Annotated in this window: 17 protein-coding genes; 6 read left to right on the forward strand and 11 right to left on the reverse strand. The window is 66.3% G+C overall.

Annotated features, from left to right (window positions below; genetic code table 11):
* Nucleotides 1-122: 122 nt before the first annotated feature.
* Nucleotides 123-668, reverse strand: a complete 546-nt coding sequence (locus N1F91_RS05290; RefSeq protein ID WP_289990699.1) for an adenine phosphoribosyltransferase — start codon at nt 666-668, stop codon at nt 123-125.
* Nucleotides 669-771: 103 nt separating this feature from the next.
* Here N1F91_RS05290 and N1F91_RS05295 point away from each other — a divergent pair, with 103 nt between their 5' ends.
* A complete protein-coding gene (locus N1F91_RS05295; protein ID WP_289990700.1) occupies nt 772-933 on the forward strand; it encodes a hypothetical protein in 162 nt (53 codons plus the stop codon).
* A gap of 102 nt (nt 934-1,035) precedes the next feature.
* On the opposite strand, the gene N1F91_RS05300 is transcribed toward N1F91_RS05295, so the two are convergent.
* The 6 genes from N1F91_RS05300 to N1F91_RS05325 form a co-directional block, all read right to left on the reverse strand.
* Entirely contained in the window at nt 1,036-1,896 is an 861-nt protein-coding gene (locus N1F91_RS05300) for a cytochrome c1 (RefSeq protein ID WP_289990701.1), read from the reverse strand.
* A 31-nt stretch (nt 1,897-1,927) separates the two neighbouring features.
* Entirely contained in the window at nt 1,928-3,232 is a 1,305-nt protein-coding gene (locus N1F91_RS05305) for a cytochrome b N-terminal domain-containing protein (protein ID WP_289990702.1), read from the reverse strand.
* Nucleotides 3,233-3,252: 20 nt separating this feature from the next.
* Nucleotides 3,253-3,816: a ubiquinol-cytochrome c reductase iron-sulfur subunit gene (gene petA / locus N1F91_RS05310; RefSeq protein ID WP_289990703.1), complete on the reverse strand. Its 564-nt coding sequence runs from the start codon at nt 3,814-3,816 to the stop codon at nt 3,253-3,255.
* Between the two features lie 249 nt (nt 3,817-4,065).
* Complete coding sequence (locus tag N1F91_RS05315) at nt 4,066-4,368, reverse strand: DUF6665 family protein (RefSeq protein WP_289990704.1); 303 nt, start codon at nt 4,366-4,368, stop codon at nt 4,066-4,068.
* 6 nt (nt 4,369-4,374) lie between these two features.
* Complete coding sequence (locus N1F91_RS05320) at nt 4,375-6,267, reverse strand: ABC transporter ATP-binding protein (RefSeq protein ID WP_289990705.1); 1,893 nt, start codon at nt 6,265-6,267, stop codon at nt 4,375-4,377.
* A 57-nt stretch (nt 6,268-6,324) separates the two neighbouring features.
* Entirely contained in the window at nt 6,325-8,172 is a 1,848-nt protein-coding gene (locus N1F91_RS05325; RefSeq protein WP_289990706.1) for an ABC transporter ATP-binding protein, read from the reverse strand.
* 526 nt (nt 8,173-8,698) lie between these two features.
* Between N1F91_RS05325 and N1F91_RS05330 the strand changes: the two genes are divergently transcribed.
* Complete coding sequence (locus N1F91_RS05330; RefSeq protein WP_289990707.1) at nt 8,699-9,190, forward strand: TrmH family RNA methyltransferase; 492 nt, start codon at nt 8,699-8,701, stop codon at nt 9,188-9,190.
* On the opposite strand, the gene N1F91_RS05335 is transcribed toward N1F91_RS05330, so the two are convergent.
* Entirely contained in the window at nt 9,159-9,419 is a 261-nt protein-coding gene (locus N1F91_RS05335) for a hypothetical protein (protein WP_289990708.1), read from the reverse strand. The two genes, N1F91_RS05330 and N1F91_RS05335, sit on opposite strands and share 32 nt — an antisense overlap.
* Nucleotides 9,420-9,609: 190 nt before the next feature.
* On the opposite strand from N1F91_RS05335, the gene hemF reads away from it, so the two are divergent.
* The 4 genes from hemF (at nt 9,610) to N1F91_RS05355 (ending at nt 11,436) form a co-directional block, all read left to right on the forward strand.
* Complete coding sequence (gene hemF / locus N1F91_RS05340; RefSeq protein ID WP_289990709.1) at nt 9,610-10,524, forward strand: oxygen-dependent coproporphyrinogen oxidase; 915 nt, start codon at nt 9,610-9,612, stop codon at nt 10,522-10,524.
* A 57-nt stretch (nt 10,525-10,581) separates the two neighbouring features.
* A complete protein-coding gene (locus tag N1F91_RS05345; RefSeq protein WP_289990710.1) occupies nt 10,582-10,779 on the forward strand; it encodes a type II toxin-antitoxin system VapB family antitoxin in 198 nt (65 codons plus the stop codon).
* Nucleotides 10,776-11,147: a VapC toxin family PIN domain ribonuclease gene (locus N1F91_RS05350; RefSeq protein WP_289990711.1), complete on the forward strand. Its 372-nt coding sequence runs from the start codon at nt 10,776-10,778 to the stop codon at nt 11,145-11,147. The genes N1F91_RS05345 and N1F91_RS05350 overlap by 4 nt, the downstream gene beginning before the upstream one ends.
* Nucleotides 11,148-11,250: 103 nt before the next feature.
* On the forward strand, nt 11,251-11,436 hold the full coding sequence (locus N1F91_RS05355; protein WP_289990712.1) for a DUF1059 domain-containing protein: 186 nt from the start codon (nt 11,251-11,253) through the stop codon (nt 11,434-11,436).
* A 225-nt stretch (nt 11,437-11,661) separates the two neighbouring features.
* Here the strand turns inward: N1F91_RS05355 and N1F91_RS05360 are convergent, their stop codons facing one another.
* Genes N1F91_RS05360 through N1F91_RS05370 form a run of 3 tightly spaced genes read right to left on the reverse strand, consistent with a single transcriptional unit; the run spans nt 11,662 to nt 14,230 of the window.
* Entirely contained in the window at nt 11,662-12,933 is a 1,272-nt protein-coding gene (locus N1F91_RS05360; RefSeq protein WP_289990713.1) for a CCA tRNA nucleotidyltransferase, read from the reverse strand.
* Entirely contained in the window at nt 12,930-13,559 is a 630-nt protein-coding gene (locus N1F91_RS05365) for a CoA pyrophosphatase (protein ID WP_289990714.1), read from the reverse strand. The genes N1F91_RS05360 and N1F91_RS05365 overlap by 4 nt, the downstream gene beginning before the upstream one ends.
* A 2-nt stretch (nt 13,560-13,561) precedes the next feature.
* Entirely contained in the window at nt 13,562-14,230 is a 669-nt protein-coding gene (locus N1F91_RS05370; RefSeq protein ID WP_289990844.1) for a DUF1285 domain-containing protein, read from the reverse strand.
* Nucleotides 14,231-14,342: the final 112 nt, after the last annotated feature.

The following is a 14,342-nucleotide window of genomic DNA, read 5'->3' on the forward strand; positions in this document are numbered from 1 at the left end:
ACCGAGGGTAAGGATTGCGCGGAACCGGAGGATGGGACCGCCGGAAAATGCAGAGCGGTCAACAACTTATAATTGACGCCCCATTCCCGCCGGTGTGCCGCGGCCGCATGGCTCCCGCCGTTCTAGTGCCCTTCGAAGGCGATCAGCGTGCGCACGTCGACGCCCAGCGCCTCGAGCTTTGCGCGACCGCCGAGATCGGGCAGGTCGATGACGAAGCAGGCCGCAACGATGTCGGCGCCCATCTGGGTGAGAAGCCGGCAGGCGCCGTCCGCGGTCCCACCCGTGGCGATCAGGTCGTCCACGAGCATAACCCTCTCGCCCGGCTTCACCGCATCCCGGTGCATCTCCATCTCGTCGACGCCATATTCGAGGCTATAGGCCACCCGCACCGTGTCGTGCGGCAGCTTGCCCTTCTTGCGGATCGGGATGAAACCGGCCGACAGCTGGTGCGCGATCGCACCGCCGAGAATGAAGCCGCGCGCCTCGATGCCGGCGATCTTGTCGATCTTGGTCCCGGCATAGGGATGCACCAGTTCGTCCACCGCCCGCCGGAAGGCCCGCGCATCGCCGAGCAGCGTGGTGATGTCGCGAAACAGGATACCGGGCTTCGGGTAGTCGGGGATCGTGCGGATCGCCGACAGCAGCGTGTCCTGGAGGGTGGGGTTCATGGGTGCGCTCGGCTCGTCGGTCTGTCGGTCGGGAGGCGCGCCTTCCGGTGGAATCGCGCCGGCCCGCCTTGGTACAGGACTTGGCAATGCAAGGACAGGGGCGATGATCGACCGCTCGCGCGCCTTCGCCAGCGGCTATGCCGACATCGCGATCGCCGCGACGGCGAAGGTCCACCATCTCGTCGTGCTCACCGCGAACGGCCGCCATTTCGAGCCGCTCGGCGTGCCCTGGATGGACCCGCTGAAGGCGATACCGGCGGACTGACGAGCGAAACCGCGCGCAATGGGCTCACCGGCACCCCCGGAATGCCGAAAAGGGCGCCCTGCAGGACGCCCCCTTCATCGTTCGTTCCCTGGCCGGCAGCGCTCAGTGCGCCACTTCGGTCCAGACCTTGCGCTTGGTGAGATAGACCAGGCCGGCGAAGATCAGCAGGAAGATCATCACCCGGAAGCCGGTCTTCTTGCGGTCCTCCATGTGCGGCTCGGCCGCCCACATCAGGAACGCCGAGACGTCGCGCGAATACTGGTCGATCGTCTCGGGCGAGCCGTCCTCGTAGGTCACCTGGCCATCGGAGATCGGCTGCGCCATGGCGAGCGACTTCCCGGCGATGAAATACGGATTGTAGTAGGTGCCTTCCGCGATCTCCATGCCCTCCGGCGGCTCCATCTCGTAACCGGTCAGAAGCGCGTGGATGTAATCGGGGCCCGATTCGGCATACTGCGTGAAGACATCGAAGACGAAGGTCGGGAAGCCGCGTTCCACCGCCCGCGCCTTGGCGATGAGCGAGAAATCCGGAGGCGCCGCACCGCCGTTCGACGCAGCCGCAGCCGCCTCGTTGGGGAACGGCGACGGGAAATGGTCCGACGGCAGCGCCGGCCGCTCGAACATGTCGCCGTCCGCGTTCGGACCGTCGGTCACCGTGTACTCGGCAGCGATGGCCCGCACCTGGGCGTCCGAATAACCCAGTCCCTCGAGCGTCCGGAACGCGACGAGGCTCATCGAGTGGCAGGCCGAGCAGACCTCGCGATAGACCTTGAAGCCGCGCTGCAGCTGACCCTTGTCGTAGGTTCCGAACGGACCGGCGAAGGACCAGTCCATCTCCTGCGGCTTCAGGATCGGGAAGTGCGTGGGCTCTGCGGCGTTGTGGCCGCCCTCTTCGGCAGCAGTGGCGACCGCTGCCGAGAACATAAGGCCCACCGCCGCCAGACCGCTCAGAATCGTCTTCATTCGAAAAGTCCTTTCAGATTCCAAGGTCGGCTCAGGCGCGCTTCTCGGGGGCAGCAGCAGCGCCATGCGGCGTCACCGTTGCACTGCCCTTGGTCTTGGCGAGCACGGCCTCGGTGATCGAGTTCGGCAGGCGGCGCGGCGTCTCGATCAGGCCCAGCAGCGGCATGATGACGATGAAGAAGCCGAAGTAGTAGAGCGACGAAAGCTGCATGGCCGGGATGTACCAGCCTTCGGCAGGCCGCGAGCCGAGCCAGCCGAGGAAGATGGCGTTGATCACGAAGAGCCAGAAGAACAGCTTGTACCAGGGGCGGTAGACCGCCGACCGCACCTTCGACGTGTCGAGCCACGGCACCACGAACAGCACCGCGATGGCTCCGAACATGGCGAGCACGCCGCCGAGCTTGGAGTCGATCGGTCCGATGTTGAAGGTGACGGCGCGCAGGATCGCGTAGAAGGGCAGGAAGTACCACTCAGGCACGATGTGCGCCGGCGTCTTCAGCGAATTGGCGACGGTGTAGTTGTCCGGGTGGCCCAGGAAATTGGGGATGTAGAAGACGAAGTAGGCGAACACGGCCAGGAACACGACCATGGCGAAGCCATCCTTGATGGTCGCGTAGGGCGTGAAGGCGACGGTGTCGGTCTTCGACTTCACCTCGATGCCGGTCGGGTTGGTCTGGCCCGTCACGTGCAGGGCCCACACATGCAGCACCACGACGCCCGCGATCATGAACGGCAGCAGGTAGTGCAGCGAATAGAAACGGTTCAGCGTCGGATTGTCGACGGCAAAGCCGCCGAGCAGCAGCTGCTGGATCCACTCGCCGACCAGCGGGATGGCGGTGAAGAAGCCGGTGATGACGGTGGCGCCCCAGAAGGACATCTGGCCCCAGGGCAGCACGTAGCCCATGAAGGCGGTGGCCATCATCAGAAGGTAGATGATGCAGCCGAGGATCCACAGGAGCTCGCGCGGCGCCTTGTAGGAGCCGTAGTAGAGCCCGCGGAAGATGTGGATGTAGACGGCGATGAAGAAGAAGGACGCGCCGTTGGCGTGCAGGTAGCGCAGCAGCCAGCCGGAGTTCACGTCGCGCATGATCTTCTCGACGGATGCGAAGGCGAGCTCGGTGCTGGCCGCGTAGTGCATGGCGAGCACCACGCCGGTCAGGATCTGCAAGACCAGCATGATCGAGAGGATGCCGCCGAACGTGTAGGCGTAGTTGAGATTGCGCGGCACCGGGTACGCCACGAAGCTGTCATACACCAGCCGGGGCAGCGGCAGGCGCTTGTCCACCCAGCGTCCGATACCCGAGGAGGGCGTGTAGGTCGAATGTCCACCGGCCATGTTGTTCGCTCCCCTGTGACTCAGCCGATCCGAATGGTCGTATCGGAAATGAAGGAAAAGGTCGGGATCGGAAGGTTCGTCGGCGCCGGACCTTTTCGGATGCGCCCGGCCGTGTCGTAGTGCGAACCGTGGCAGGGACAGAACCAGCCGCCGAAGTCACCGGCCTGGCCGAGCGGCACACAGCCGAGATGGGTGCAGGAGCCGATCATCACGATCCAGTTCTCGCGCCCTTCGCCGCCCGAGCGATCCTCGCTGGTGGCCGGTGCGTCGCCTGGCAGGTTGTCGTTGCGGGCTATCGGATCCTTGAGATCGGAAAGCGGCGTGCCGCGTGCTTCCTCGAGTTCCTGCGCCGTCCGGTTGCGGATGAAGATCGGCTTGCCGCGCCACTTGGCGGTAATCGACATGCCCTCTTCGATCGCGGAGACGTCGACCTCGATGGTCGCCAGCGCGAGCGTGGAGGCATCCGGGCGCATCTGGTCGATGAACGGCCAGGCGACGCCGGCCGCGCCGACGACCGCAGCGGTCCCCGTCGCGACGTACAGGAAATCCCTGCGATTGGGTTCAGTGGTGTCGTGTGCGCTCACGGGCCCTATTCCTCTCGCCACTCTTCGCCGGCGCGGGCTTCCGCATCCCTAGGTCGGGCGCCAGATCGCGCAACCATGGCTACGCGACCGGCAGGAATCCCCCGGCGATTGGCGTGGTTTCTAGGCGCGATGCCTTATCTTGTCCATATGATAGCCATGGAGGTGGGCAGTTTGTCGCGGGCATTTCACAGCGGCGGGAAAGGGAGCGATCCGCAGCCCGGTCCTGGACGCCCGATATGGCGCGGGGGATCAGCGTGCGCCTAGCCTGGAAAGCACTTCGCGCGGGATCCGGTAGTCGGCGATCACGTCGTGGTGGCGACGGATTCCGCACAGTTCGCGCTGGATGAAATAGCCGTAGACCGCGTCCGCCGCCTGCGCGACGAGACGCCTGCGTTCAGCCTCGTCGCCGGCATGGGCCGCGAGTGCGGCGATCGTCTTCTCAACCTTCTCGCCCGCCCTTCCAAGCGACGACGCCTTCTCGCCCATGATCTCGACGCCGAGCGGATCGAGAAAGCTGTCCTGGGCTTTCAGATCGGGCGGTCGCAGCGACAAGGATCGTCACTCCGCCGCAAGGCTGCCGGGCAGGAAACCGCCGGACTGCCGCTTCCAGAGCTGGGCATAGAGCCCGTCGCGGGTGAGCAGGTCGGCATGCGACCCTTCTTCGACCACGCGGCCACGGTCGAGAACGATCAGGCGGTCGAGCGCGGCGATCGTCGAGAGACGATGCGCCACGGCGATCACCGTGCGGCCCTCCATCATCCGGCCGAGATTGTCCTGGATCGCCGCCTCGACCTCCGAATCGAGTGCGGAGGTCGCCTCGTCGAGGATGAGCACCGGCGCGTTCTTCAGCATCATCCGCGCGATCGCGATGCGCTGCCTCTGGCCGCCCGACAGCTTCACGCCGCGCTCGCCGACATAGGCCGAGAACCCCTTGCGCCCCTTCGGATCGCGCACGTCGGCGATGAAATCCAGCGCTGCCGCCTTGCGCGCGGCTTCCGCGATCTCGTCCTCGCTGGCGGCGGGAAGGCCGTAGGCGATGTTCTCGCGGATCGAGCGGTGCATCAGCATCGGCTCCTGGCTCACAACGCCGAACTGCGCCCTGAGCGAGGCCTGGGTGAGCGTGCGGATGTCGACCCCGTCGAGCAGGATGCGGCCCTGCTCGACGTCGAACAGTCTCAGCAGGAGGTTGACGATCGTGGTCTTTCCGGCCCCCGAAGGTCCGATCAGGGCAACGCGCTCGCCAGGCCGGATGTGCAGGTCGAGATCGGCGATGACGCCTTCGCCTCGTCCGTAGTGGAAGGTGACGTTCTCGAAGCGGATGTCACCCGAAGCGCGTGGTGCCGCCACCGCACCCGGCCTGTCGCGGATCGCCGGCTCCACCGAGAGGGTGCCGGTGGCGTCCTGCACGGTCGCGTAGGAGCGGATCAGGCCGTTGATGTTGAACATCATCCAGCTCGACATGTTGTTGAGCCGGAACACGAGGCCGAGTGCGGCCGCCACCGCGCCTGTCGAGATCGACCCTTCCGTCCAGCCGATCACCGCGAGCGCGCCGATGGCTGCCATCATGGCACCGTTGAGGAGGTTCACGGCGGCGCGCACGCTGGTGATGTTGCGGGTCAGCCGCGTCACGGCGCGGTAGTAGTTCGACAGCCCCTCTCGTACGAAGGCGTGCTCGCGGCGCCCCGAATCGAAGAGCTTCACCGCCATGATGTTGGTGAAGGAATCGACCATGCGGCCCGAAAAGATCGAGCGCTGGTCGGCCGTCGCGCGGCCTGCCTTGCGGAGTTCTGGCAGGAGGTAGCGGATGATGAGGCCGTAGCCGGCGCACCAGACGAGCAGCACCACGCCCATCAGCGGGTCGAGTGCCGCGAGCAGCGCCGCCGCCAGGAAGAGGAAGGTCACGAAGGACCAGATCGACTGCAGCACCGAAACGATGAAGTCGCCCACGGCCTCGCCGCCCTGCATGATCTTCTGGGCGATGCGGCCGGCGAAATCGTTCTGGTAGAACTCGTAGGGCTGGTCGATGACCCGCCGGAACGCCTGCCAGCGCACCATGGAGAAGAAGCCCGGCACGATGATCTGCTGCTCGACGAGCGCCGAGCCGATCAGGACCGCCGAGCGCACGACGAAGACGAGGAGCACCAGCGCGAGGAGTTCCGGCCAGTGCTGGGCCACCAGTTGCGCCGGGTCGGACCGGTCCAGCAGGTCGACGAGCCAGCCGATCGACCAGTAGAGCGCGGCGTCGACCGCGCCGACGAGCCCGCCCATGATCAGAAGCAGCACGAAGGGTCCCCTCGCCTGCCGCGCGAAGTAGAGGATGAAGCTCCACGCGTCCTTGGGCAGCACTTCGCGGTCGGTGTCGTGGAAGGGATCGAGGACCCCTTCCACGCGCCGCCAGAACCTTTCCCGGAGGCCCGCCGCCTCGCCGTCGTCGTCGCTGATCGTCGTCATGTCGCCTTTCTTGGAGATCGGGCGCGGTGGCCACGTCGGCCACGGCCTCGGTAGCCGTCACTCGGCCGCCTGCGCCTCGCCGACGTCGAGGAAGCCGCCCGACTGATGCTGCCACAACTGGGCGTAAAGACCACCGCGCACGATGAGTTCCTCATGCGTGCCCTCCTCGATCACCTCGCCCTTGTCGAGCACGATGAGGCGGTCCATCGCGGCGATGGTCGACAGGCGGTGTGCGATCGCGATCACCGTCTTGCCCTCCATCAGGCGGTAAAGGTTCTCCTGGATCGCCACCTCGACCTCCGAATCGAGGGCGGAGGTCGCCTCGTCGAGGATCAGGATCGGCGCGTCCTTCAGCATCACCCGCGCGATCGCGATGCGCTGGCGCTGGCCGCCGGACAGCTTCACGCCCCGCTCGCCGACATGAGCGTCGAAGCCCCTGCGGCCCTTGGGATCGCCGAGTGTCGCGACGAAATCCACCGCCTCCGCCCTGCGCGCGGCCTCCAGCATCATCTCCTCGGTCGCGTCGGGGCGACCGTAGAGGATGTTGTCGCGAACCGAGCGATGCAGCAGCGAGGTGTCCTGCGTCACCATGCCGATACTGGCGCGCAGGCTGTCCTGGGTGACCGTCGAGATATCTTGCCCGTCAATCAGGATGCGGCCGCTCTCGATGTCGTAGAAGCGCAGCAGCAGGTTGACCAGCGTCGACTTGCCGGCGCCCGAGCGGCCGACGAGGCCGACTTTTTCGCCCGGCCGGATTGTGAAGGCCAGCTTCTCGATGACGCCTTTCTGCTTGCCGTAGTGAAAGCGCACGTCGTCGAAACGGATCTCGCCGCGCTTGACGACGATGTCCTTGGCGCCCGGCCTGTCTTCCACGAGGCGCGGCATCGAGATCGAGTTGATGCCGTCCTGCACGGTGCCGATGTTCTCGAACAGCGCCGACAGTTCCCACATGATCCACTGCGACATGCCCCACAGGCGCAGCACCAGCGCCAGCGCCACCGCGATCGCGCCCACCGACACCGCATCCTCGAGCCAGAGCCAGATGCCCACGGCGCCGACGAGGAACAGGCAGACCGAATTCAGCATGTAGAGCATGCCGTAGAGGCCGGTCACCAGCCGCATCTGTGCATAGACCGTGTCCAGGAACCCGCGCATGCCGTCGCGCGCGAAGCCGGCCTCGCGGCGGGCATGCGAGAACAGCTTCACCGTCTGGATGTTGGTGTAGCTGTCGACCACGCGCCCGGTCATCATCGAGCGCGCGTCGGCCTGCTTCTCGGCCACCTCGCCCATGCGGGGCACGTAGTAGCGCATCAGGAGCACGTAGCAGACCAGCCATCCCGCGATCGGCGCAGCCAGCCGCCAGTCGGCCGAGCCGACGATGATCAGCACGCCGAGGAAGTAGACCACGACGTAGTTCATCACGTCGATCAGCTTGATGACGCATTCGCGTACGGCGAGCGCCGTCTGCATCAGCTTGGTGGCGATGCGTCCTGCGAACTCGTCCTGGTAGAAGGTCATCGACTGCTTGAGCAGATAGCGGTGCACCTGCCAGCGGATGCGCATCGGATAGTTGCCCATCAGCACCTGCTGGTTGATCAGCGAATGGAACCAGACCATCAGCGGCAGGCCGACGAGCAAGAGGCCCGCCATGACGGCGAGCGTCGTCCCCTCGTCGCGCAGGAAGGTTTCCCGGTCGCGCACGGCCAGCCAGTCGACGATGCTGCCGACGAAGGAGAACATCCACACTTCGGTGATGGCAATCATCGACATCAGGATCGCCGACGGCACCAGCCAGCGCCAGGAACCCTTCGTGTAGTGCAGGCAGAAGGCCACCAGCGTCTTCGGCGGCTCCTGCGGCTCTTCGGCCGGGAACGGATCGAGTCGGGTCTCAAACCAGCGGAACATGGCATTCGTCTTTCGAAACAGGGGCTTGCCGACGAGAGCGGAATCGCGATGCGAGACCGGCCGTCACATCTGCGCTGGCCGGCCAGAAGATGGAGGAACTGCGGCCCGAGACAAGCCGATGTGCAACAGGTTCCCGCCAGAGCGGTGTCAGCAGGAGGTCCGGCCACGCCGCCCCCGATGAGGCGGCGGGCGTGAAATCGGGGAATGACCGGCCGAGCCGGCGATGGCGCAGAAGGGCAGACATGACACGAAATCCGGGAGCGACGGAACGATGGTCCGGCGGGATTCGGGCGATGACGTCAGTCTGGAAGAGCGTTCGTCGGGTCCGAAGCCGCCGTCAGAGCGGGCGCGCGTGGCGCAGGCAGAATGAAGATGGATACATGATGACGTCCATTCCTGCCTCCTCGGTTGGGGTTGACGATCGATAAGCCTATAGACCGCTTCGCGCGGCTTGGCTACCCGGTGGATCGCATCCGGGTCGCGCAAGCCCGGTTTGTTGCCCATCTACAACATCGAGGAGGCAGCCGTGCCAGACGACATCCGCATCGCGCTGTTCCAGCCCGACATTCCCGGCAATACGGGGTCGATCCTGCGGCTCGGCGCGTGCCTGGGGATTGCCGTCGACGTGATCGGCCCGGCAGGCTTCGACCTGTCTGACCGCACGCTGAAGCGCGCCGGCATGGACTATCTGGAGATGGCGGCACTCGCCCGCCACGACGACTGGGCGGCCTTCGAGGCCTGGCGCCGCGCCGAAGGCCGTCGCCTGCTGCTGTTCTCGACCAGGGCCACCCTGCCCTACACGCGCTTTGCCTACCGCCCGGGCGACGTGCTGCTGTTCGGCCGCGAAAGCGCCGGTGCCCCCGATCACGTGCATGACGCGTCCGACGAACGCCTGCTGATCCCGATGCCCGGCGGCGGCCGCAGCCTCAGCCTGGCGCTGGCGGCGGCGATGGCAGTGGGGGAGGCGTTGCGGCAGACGGAAGGCGTCAATCCGCCGTCGGCAGCCGGCGCATCGTGAACTCGATGACATCTTCGGGCCTCTCGCACCAGCTTTCGATGGCGGTCCAGTAGGCCTGCTTGGGCCAGCGGTCGAACCATTCGCGCGCCTTGTCGCGGGCGGCCGTGCGCGGCAGGGCGTAGGTCTCGCGGACGAAGCCGTCGCGCGGCAGTCGGGCCGAATCGCCGGAACGGTGGCGGTCGAGCCGCTTCTTCAGGCCGTCGAGCGGCGGTCGGGGCGGCGTGCGCACAGAACCTCTCCTCGCTTGATCAGGAAAAAATCTAGGACCCTGCGGCACCGATTGCGAGTCATTTCTGATTCGCCGCTCTCCCCGGTCGCTTGGCAGGATCCGCCGGCGTCGAAGCGTCCGGCTTGCGGCGATGGCTGGCTTGGCCTTATCTCGGCATGACAGCGACCAGGACGCCAAGCGGAGGGGCTCCATGCAACGACCCGACATCCCGGCAGACATGCCCGACGACATCGAAGGCAAGAAGGCCACGGCGCGCGCCTGGTTCGAGAGCCTGCGCGACCGCATCTGCGCCGAGTTCGAGCGGCTGGAGGACGACCTCACTGGCCCGATGGCGGACAAGGCGCCGGGCCGTTTCGAGCGCACGCCCTGGCAGCGCGACGAGGGCAAGGGCGGCGGCGGCACCATGTCGATGATGCATGGCCGCGTCTTCGAGAAGGTCGGCGTGCACACGTCGACCGTGCATGGCGAGTTCTCGGCCGAATTCCGCAAGAAGATGCCGGGCGGCGAGGAGAACCCGGCCTTCTGGGCCTCGGGCATCTCGCTGATCGCGCATCCCTGGAACCCCAATGTTCCGGCCGTGCACATGAACACGCGCATGGTGGTGACCGCGCGGCAGTGGTTCGGCGGCGGTGCCGACCTCACCCCCGTGCTCGACCGCCGCCGCACCCAGGACGATCCCGACACGGTCGATTTCCATACCGCCATGGAGGCCGCCTGCGCACGCCATCAGGCCGTCGCCGACTATCCGAAGCTGAAGGCCTGGTGCGACGATTACTTCTACCTGCCGCACAGAAACGAGGCGCGCGGCATCGGCGGCATCTTCTATGACTGGCTGCACTCGAAGCCCGAGGCCGGCGGCTGGGAGGGAGACTTCGCCTTCACCCGCGACGTCGGCGAGAGCTTCGCCACGATCTACCCCGCGCTCGTGCGGCGCAACTTCAACGAAGCCTGGACCGAAGAGGACCGCGACGAACAGCTCGTCCGCCGCGGCCGCTATGTCGAGTACAACCTGCTCTACGACCGCGGCACCACCTTCGGGCTGAAGACCGGAGGCAACGTCAAGTCGATCCTGTCGTCGATGCCGCCGATGGTGAAGTGGCCGTAGGCATGGAAACCGGCATCAATCGATGCTATTTCTGATGCGGAACGACAGGAGGCGCCGGTGCGCACTACAGTCACCCTGGATGATGTGCTGCTCGAACAGGCGCAGCGTTTCAGCGGCATCAAGGAAAGATCGGCGCTTATCGAGGCAGCCCTGAAAGCGCTTGTCGAACGTGAGGCCGCGAGGCGCCTGGTCAAGCTCGGAGGAAGCCAGCCCGATCTGGAGATCCCGGACCGGCGGCGTCCCGCGGCAGAATGATCCTCGTGGATTCCGTCATTTGGGTCGATCACATCAGGCAGGAACTGCCGAGGCTCAGCCGACTTCTGGACAACAGCGAGACTCTCTGTCACCCATTCGTCGTCGGAGAGATCGCGCTCGGAAGCCTGCGTGATCGTCAGTTCGTCCTCGAAAGCCTGTCATCGCTTCCGCAAGCACCCCTTGCCGACCACGAAGAGGTTCTGTTCCTCCTCGAAGAGCGGAGACTTTTCAGCTTGGGGATCGGATACGTCGACTTGCACCTTGTCGCTTCCTGCCTTCTGTTGCCTGGCACCTTGCTATGGACCCGTGACCGGCGACTGGATGCTGCTGCTCACTATCTGGGGATAGACTATCTGCGGGACGGCTGATCCTGCAGCGCCGCAGCCGTCAGGGCCACAAGTCGACGCAACAAAACGCCGCGTCCTGTGTTAGGATGCTGCCGTAAACGACGACAAACCACAGGAGGAAATCATGAAGGAATTCCACTGCGGAACGCTGGTTCCCGGCTGCGACTGGCACACCCGACACGAGGAAGAGGCCGAGATCATGCGCCGTGCAGTCGAGCACATGCGCATCGACCATGGCGAGACGGTCATCCGTGAGACGATGATCGACGCGATCCGCTCGCGCATCGAGAAGCGGCGCGACGCCGCATAAGGGCAAACACGCCTTGTGCGAACCCGGCGGGAGCGAGGCTCCGGCCGGGCTTTGCGGCTCAGCCGGATTAGCTGCTTTGCACGTGTGCGGTGCCGGGTGCGGCATTTACTTCGGCGTGGCGGGAACCCCTCACCTTGCCCGGCGAACGATAGCGCACCAATGCATCCGGGCATGCGTACCCGCAGGGCCATCACTGCTTGCTGACTCGATCTCCTAAAATTTCGCTCAAAGATACTGGTTCTTCAGGCTTTCCGCCTTTTCGAGCAATCCGGCGTGATCGGGGGTGAAACCCGCGTCCACCCACGCCTCCTCGAGGTCGCGCAGCAGATTGCCCATCTTCGGCCCGGCCGGCACGCCGATGGCGATCAGGTCCGCCCCCGCCAGCGGGAACTTCGGCGGCGTCCAGCCGGCGAGGAAGCGCCGGAGGCGGAAATAGCCGCCGGCTTCCAGCATCGCCTTGTCGTCGGCAGCGGCCCGTGCGCGAGCACCGGCGAGCGCGAGCGTCACCCGGTCGGCTATGCCTTCGCGGCCGGCCCGGTAGGCGAGCCTGGCCAGGTCGCCTTCCCCCATCGCCGGCGCGATCGACGGCGCAGCCGCCCAGGCGGTGAGCCGGTCGCGTTCGGCATTGGCCGCCCTCAGCCGCAGCGCCAGCGCCCCGACCCGCACCGGGTCCGGCGGCACCATGCTGGCCAGCCGCAGCAGCGGGTCCGGCGGCCAGCCGAGGTCGCGTTCGGCGGCGATGAGACCGTGAACGGCGTCGATGCCCCATTTCTCGCTTTCGGGCAGGACGCGGGTCAGAACGCCGGACTGCCGCATCCAAAGGAGCGCCCGCGATGGATCGGCGGCCGACAGCAGCTTCTTCAGCTCCATCCACACCCGTTCCGCCGACAGGCCGTCGAGCCCCTCCTTCAGCCGGGCGCAGGCCTTCAGACCGGCCGCATCGGGCCGGCCGGCGCCGTATCGCGCGAAGAAGCGGAAGAAGCGCAGGATGCGCAGATAGTCCTCGCGAATCCGGTCTTCCGGATCGCCAATGAAGCGCAGCGTGCGGGTTTCGATGTCGGCCAGCCCGCCGACGAGGTCGATCACCGTGCCGTTCGCCGTCGAGTAGAGCGCGTTGATGGTGAAGTCGCGCCGCTCGGCGTCCTGTTTCCAGTCGCGACCGTAGCGGACCTTGGCGCGGCGCCCGTCGGTCTCGACGTCGGCCCGGAGCGTCGTCACCTCGTGCGGGATGCCCGCCGCCACCACCGTGATCGTGCCGTGCTCGTAGCCGGTCGGGACAGCCTTGAACCCTGCCCTCTCGGCCCGCGCGATCGTGTCGTCCGGCAGCGTCGTCGTGGCGATGTCGATGTCGCCCGCGTCTTCGCCGAGCAGCGCGTTGCGCACCGCGCCGCCGGCGATCCGCGCCTCCTCGCCGCCATCGGACAGCACGGAGAGCAGCCGCTGCAGCGACTCGTCCTTCAGCCAGGAGGCGCGGTCGGCAATCGAGACGGTGCTCACGCGTAAAGTCTCTCCCAGAGCGTGCGGATGATGCCGGCGGTGACGCCCCAGATGTACCGTTCGCCATGCGGCATGGTGTAGAAAAAGCGCTCCTGGTCCTGCCAGACCCGGCTTTCGCGGCGATGGTTCACCGGGTCCATGAGGAAGGAGAGCGGCACTTCGAAAGCGTCGTCCACCTCGTCGGCATTGATGGTGAGCAAAAAGCCCGGCCGCACGACGGCAAGCACCGGCGCAATCCGGTAGCCGCTGCCGGTCACATAGTCCGGCATGCGCCCGACGACGTCGATGAAGGAGGCGTCGAGGCCGATTTCCTCTTCCGCCTCGCGCAGCGCGGCGTGGACCGGCGTCTCGTCCTCCGGATCGATCCGCCCGCCGGGGAAGGCGATCTGGCCGGAATGGCTGCGCAGTTTCTCGGTGCGCTTGGTGAGCAGCAGCGTCGCGTCCAAGCCGCGGTCGACCACCGGCACCAGCACCGCCGCGTCCCGCAGCAGCGTCGGGCGGATCAGGTGCGCGATCGTCGGATTGAGCACGTGGTCGCCGAATTCGACCGCATGCGGCGCCTGCTCGCGCGCCGCGCGGCGGCGAAAGTCCTCTGCGGAGAAGGATGGGGCCAGCGAGGCGTCCATGGTCAGCGGCTCAACCTCTCCAGGTCGGCGGCCGGCATGATCGGGAAGACCGCGCCCTTCGAGCGGATGGCGAACATCATCCGCCCGTCGACTTCGATCTCCTCGCCATGCTCGACGAGTTCATACATCACCGGACGCGCCACCAGCGCCTCCAAACGGCCGCGCACCAGGAGATAGGGCTTCAGCCCTCCGGTGTCCGGCTCGTCGACGAAGCGGATCGGATGGTCGGGACCGGCCTCCACGACGTCGCCGACATTGGTGCGAAAGGTCATCACCTGCGCATCCCCTTCACCCGCGACGTCCGCCTCGACCGCGACGAAATGCGCATCCGCGACCCGGATGCCGACGCGCTCGACCGGGGTGACGAGATAGGTCCTGCCATCCTCGTCCTTGCGCAGCACGGTCGAGAACAGCTGAACGAGCGCCGGCCGCCCGATCGGCGTTCCCATGTAGAACCAGGTGCCGTCGGCGCGGATCTCCATGTCGAGGTCGCCGCAGAAGTCCGGGTTCCAGCGTTCGACCGGCGGCAGGCCCTTGCCCGCCCGTGCTGCGCGCGAAACCAGCGCCGCCAGTCCGGCCGGATCGGCCGCCGCCTTCAAACCGCCGCCTTCACCGCCGTGGATGGGGGTGTGATCGGAGTCGCTCTTGGAATTGTTGTCGGGGTCGGCCATGGTCACGAAATAGTCACTCCCGTTTCGCTTGTCAGCCTGCGGGGCTGATTTAAGTTCGATTGCCTGAGATGCCGAAAAGGCGCGGATCGAGGGAACGACGAGGCTGGCGCTG

Source organism: Aquibium sp. ELW1220 (assembly GCF_030398385.1).
Classification (GTDB): domain Bacteria; phylum Pseudomonadota; class Alphaproteobacteria; order Rhizobiales; family Rhizobiaceae; genus Aquibium.

Bases quoted from the DNA above. Each gene is read 5' to 3' on its own strand.
- N1F91_RS05290 (WP_289990699.1), bottom strand. From the start codon at position 668: ATGAACCCCACCCTCCAGGACACGCTGCTGTCGGCGATCCGCACGATC.
- N1F91_RS05295 (WP_289990700.1), top strand. From the start codon at position 772: ATGATCGACCGCTCGCGCGCCTTCGCCAGCGGCTATGCCGACATCGCG.
- N1F91_RS05300 (WP_289990701.1), bottom strand. From the start codon at position 1,896: ATGAAGACGATTCTGAGCGGTCTGGCGGCGGTGGGCCTTATGTTCTCG.
- N1F91_RS05305 (WP_289990702.1), bottom strand. From the start codon at position 3,232: ATGGCCGGTGGACATTCGACCTACACGCCCTCCTCGGGTATCGGACGC.
- N1F91_RS05320 (WP_289990705.1), bottom strand. From the start codon at position 6,267: ATGACGACGATCAGCGACGACGACGGCGAGGCGGCGGGCCTCCGGGAA.
- N1F91_RS05325 (WP_289990706.1), bottom strand. From the start codon at position 8,172: ATGTTCCGCTGGTTTGAGACCCGACTCGATCCGTTCCCGGCCGAAGAG.
- hemF (WP_289990709.1), top strand. From the start codon at position 9,610: ATGCAACGACCCGACATCCCGGCAGACATGCCCGACGACATCGAAGGC.
- N1F91_RS05350 (WP_289990711.1), top strand. From the start codon at position 10,776: ATGATCCTCGTGGATTCCGTCATTTGGGTCGATCACATCAGGCAGGAA.
- N1F91_RS05355 (WP_289990712.1), top strand. From the start codon at position 11,251: ATGAAGGAATTCCACTGCGGAACGCTGGTTCCCGGCTGCGACTGGCAC.
- N1F91_RS05365 (WP_289990714.1), bottom strand. From the start codon at position 13,559: ATGGACGCCTCGCTGGCCCCATCCTTCTCCGCAGAGGACTTTCGCCGC.
- N1F91_RS05370 (WP_289990844.1), bottom strand. From the start codon at position 14,230: ATGGCCGACCCCGACAACAATTCCAAGAGCGACTCCGATCACACCCCC.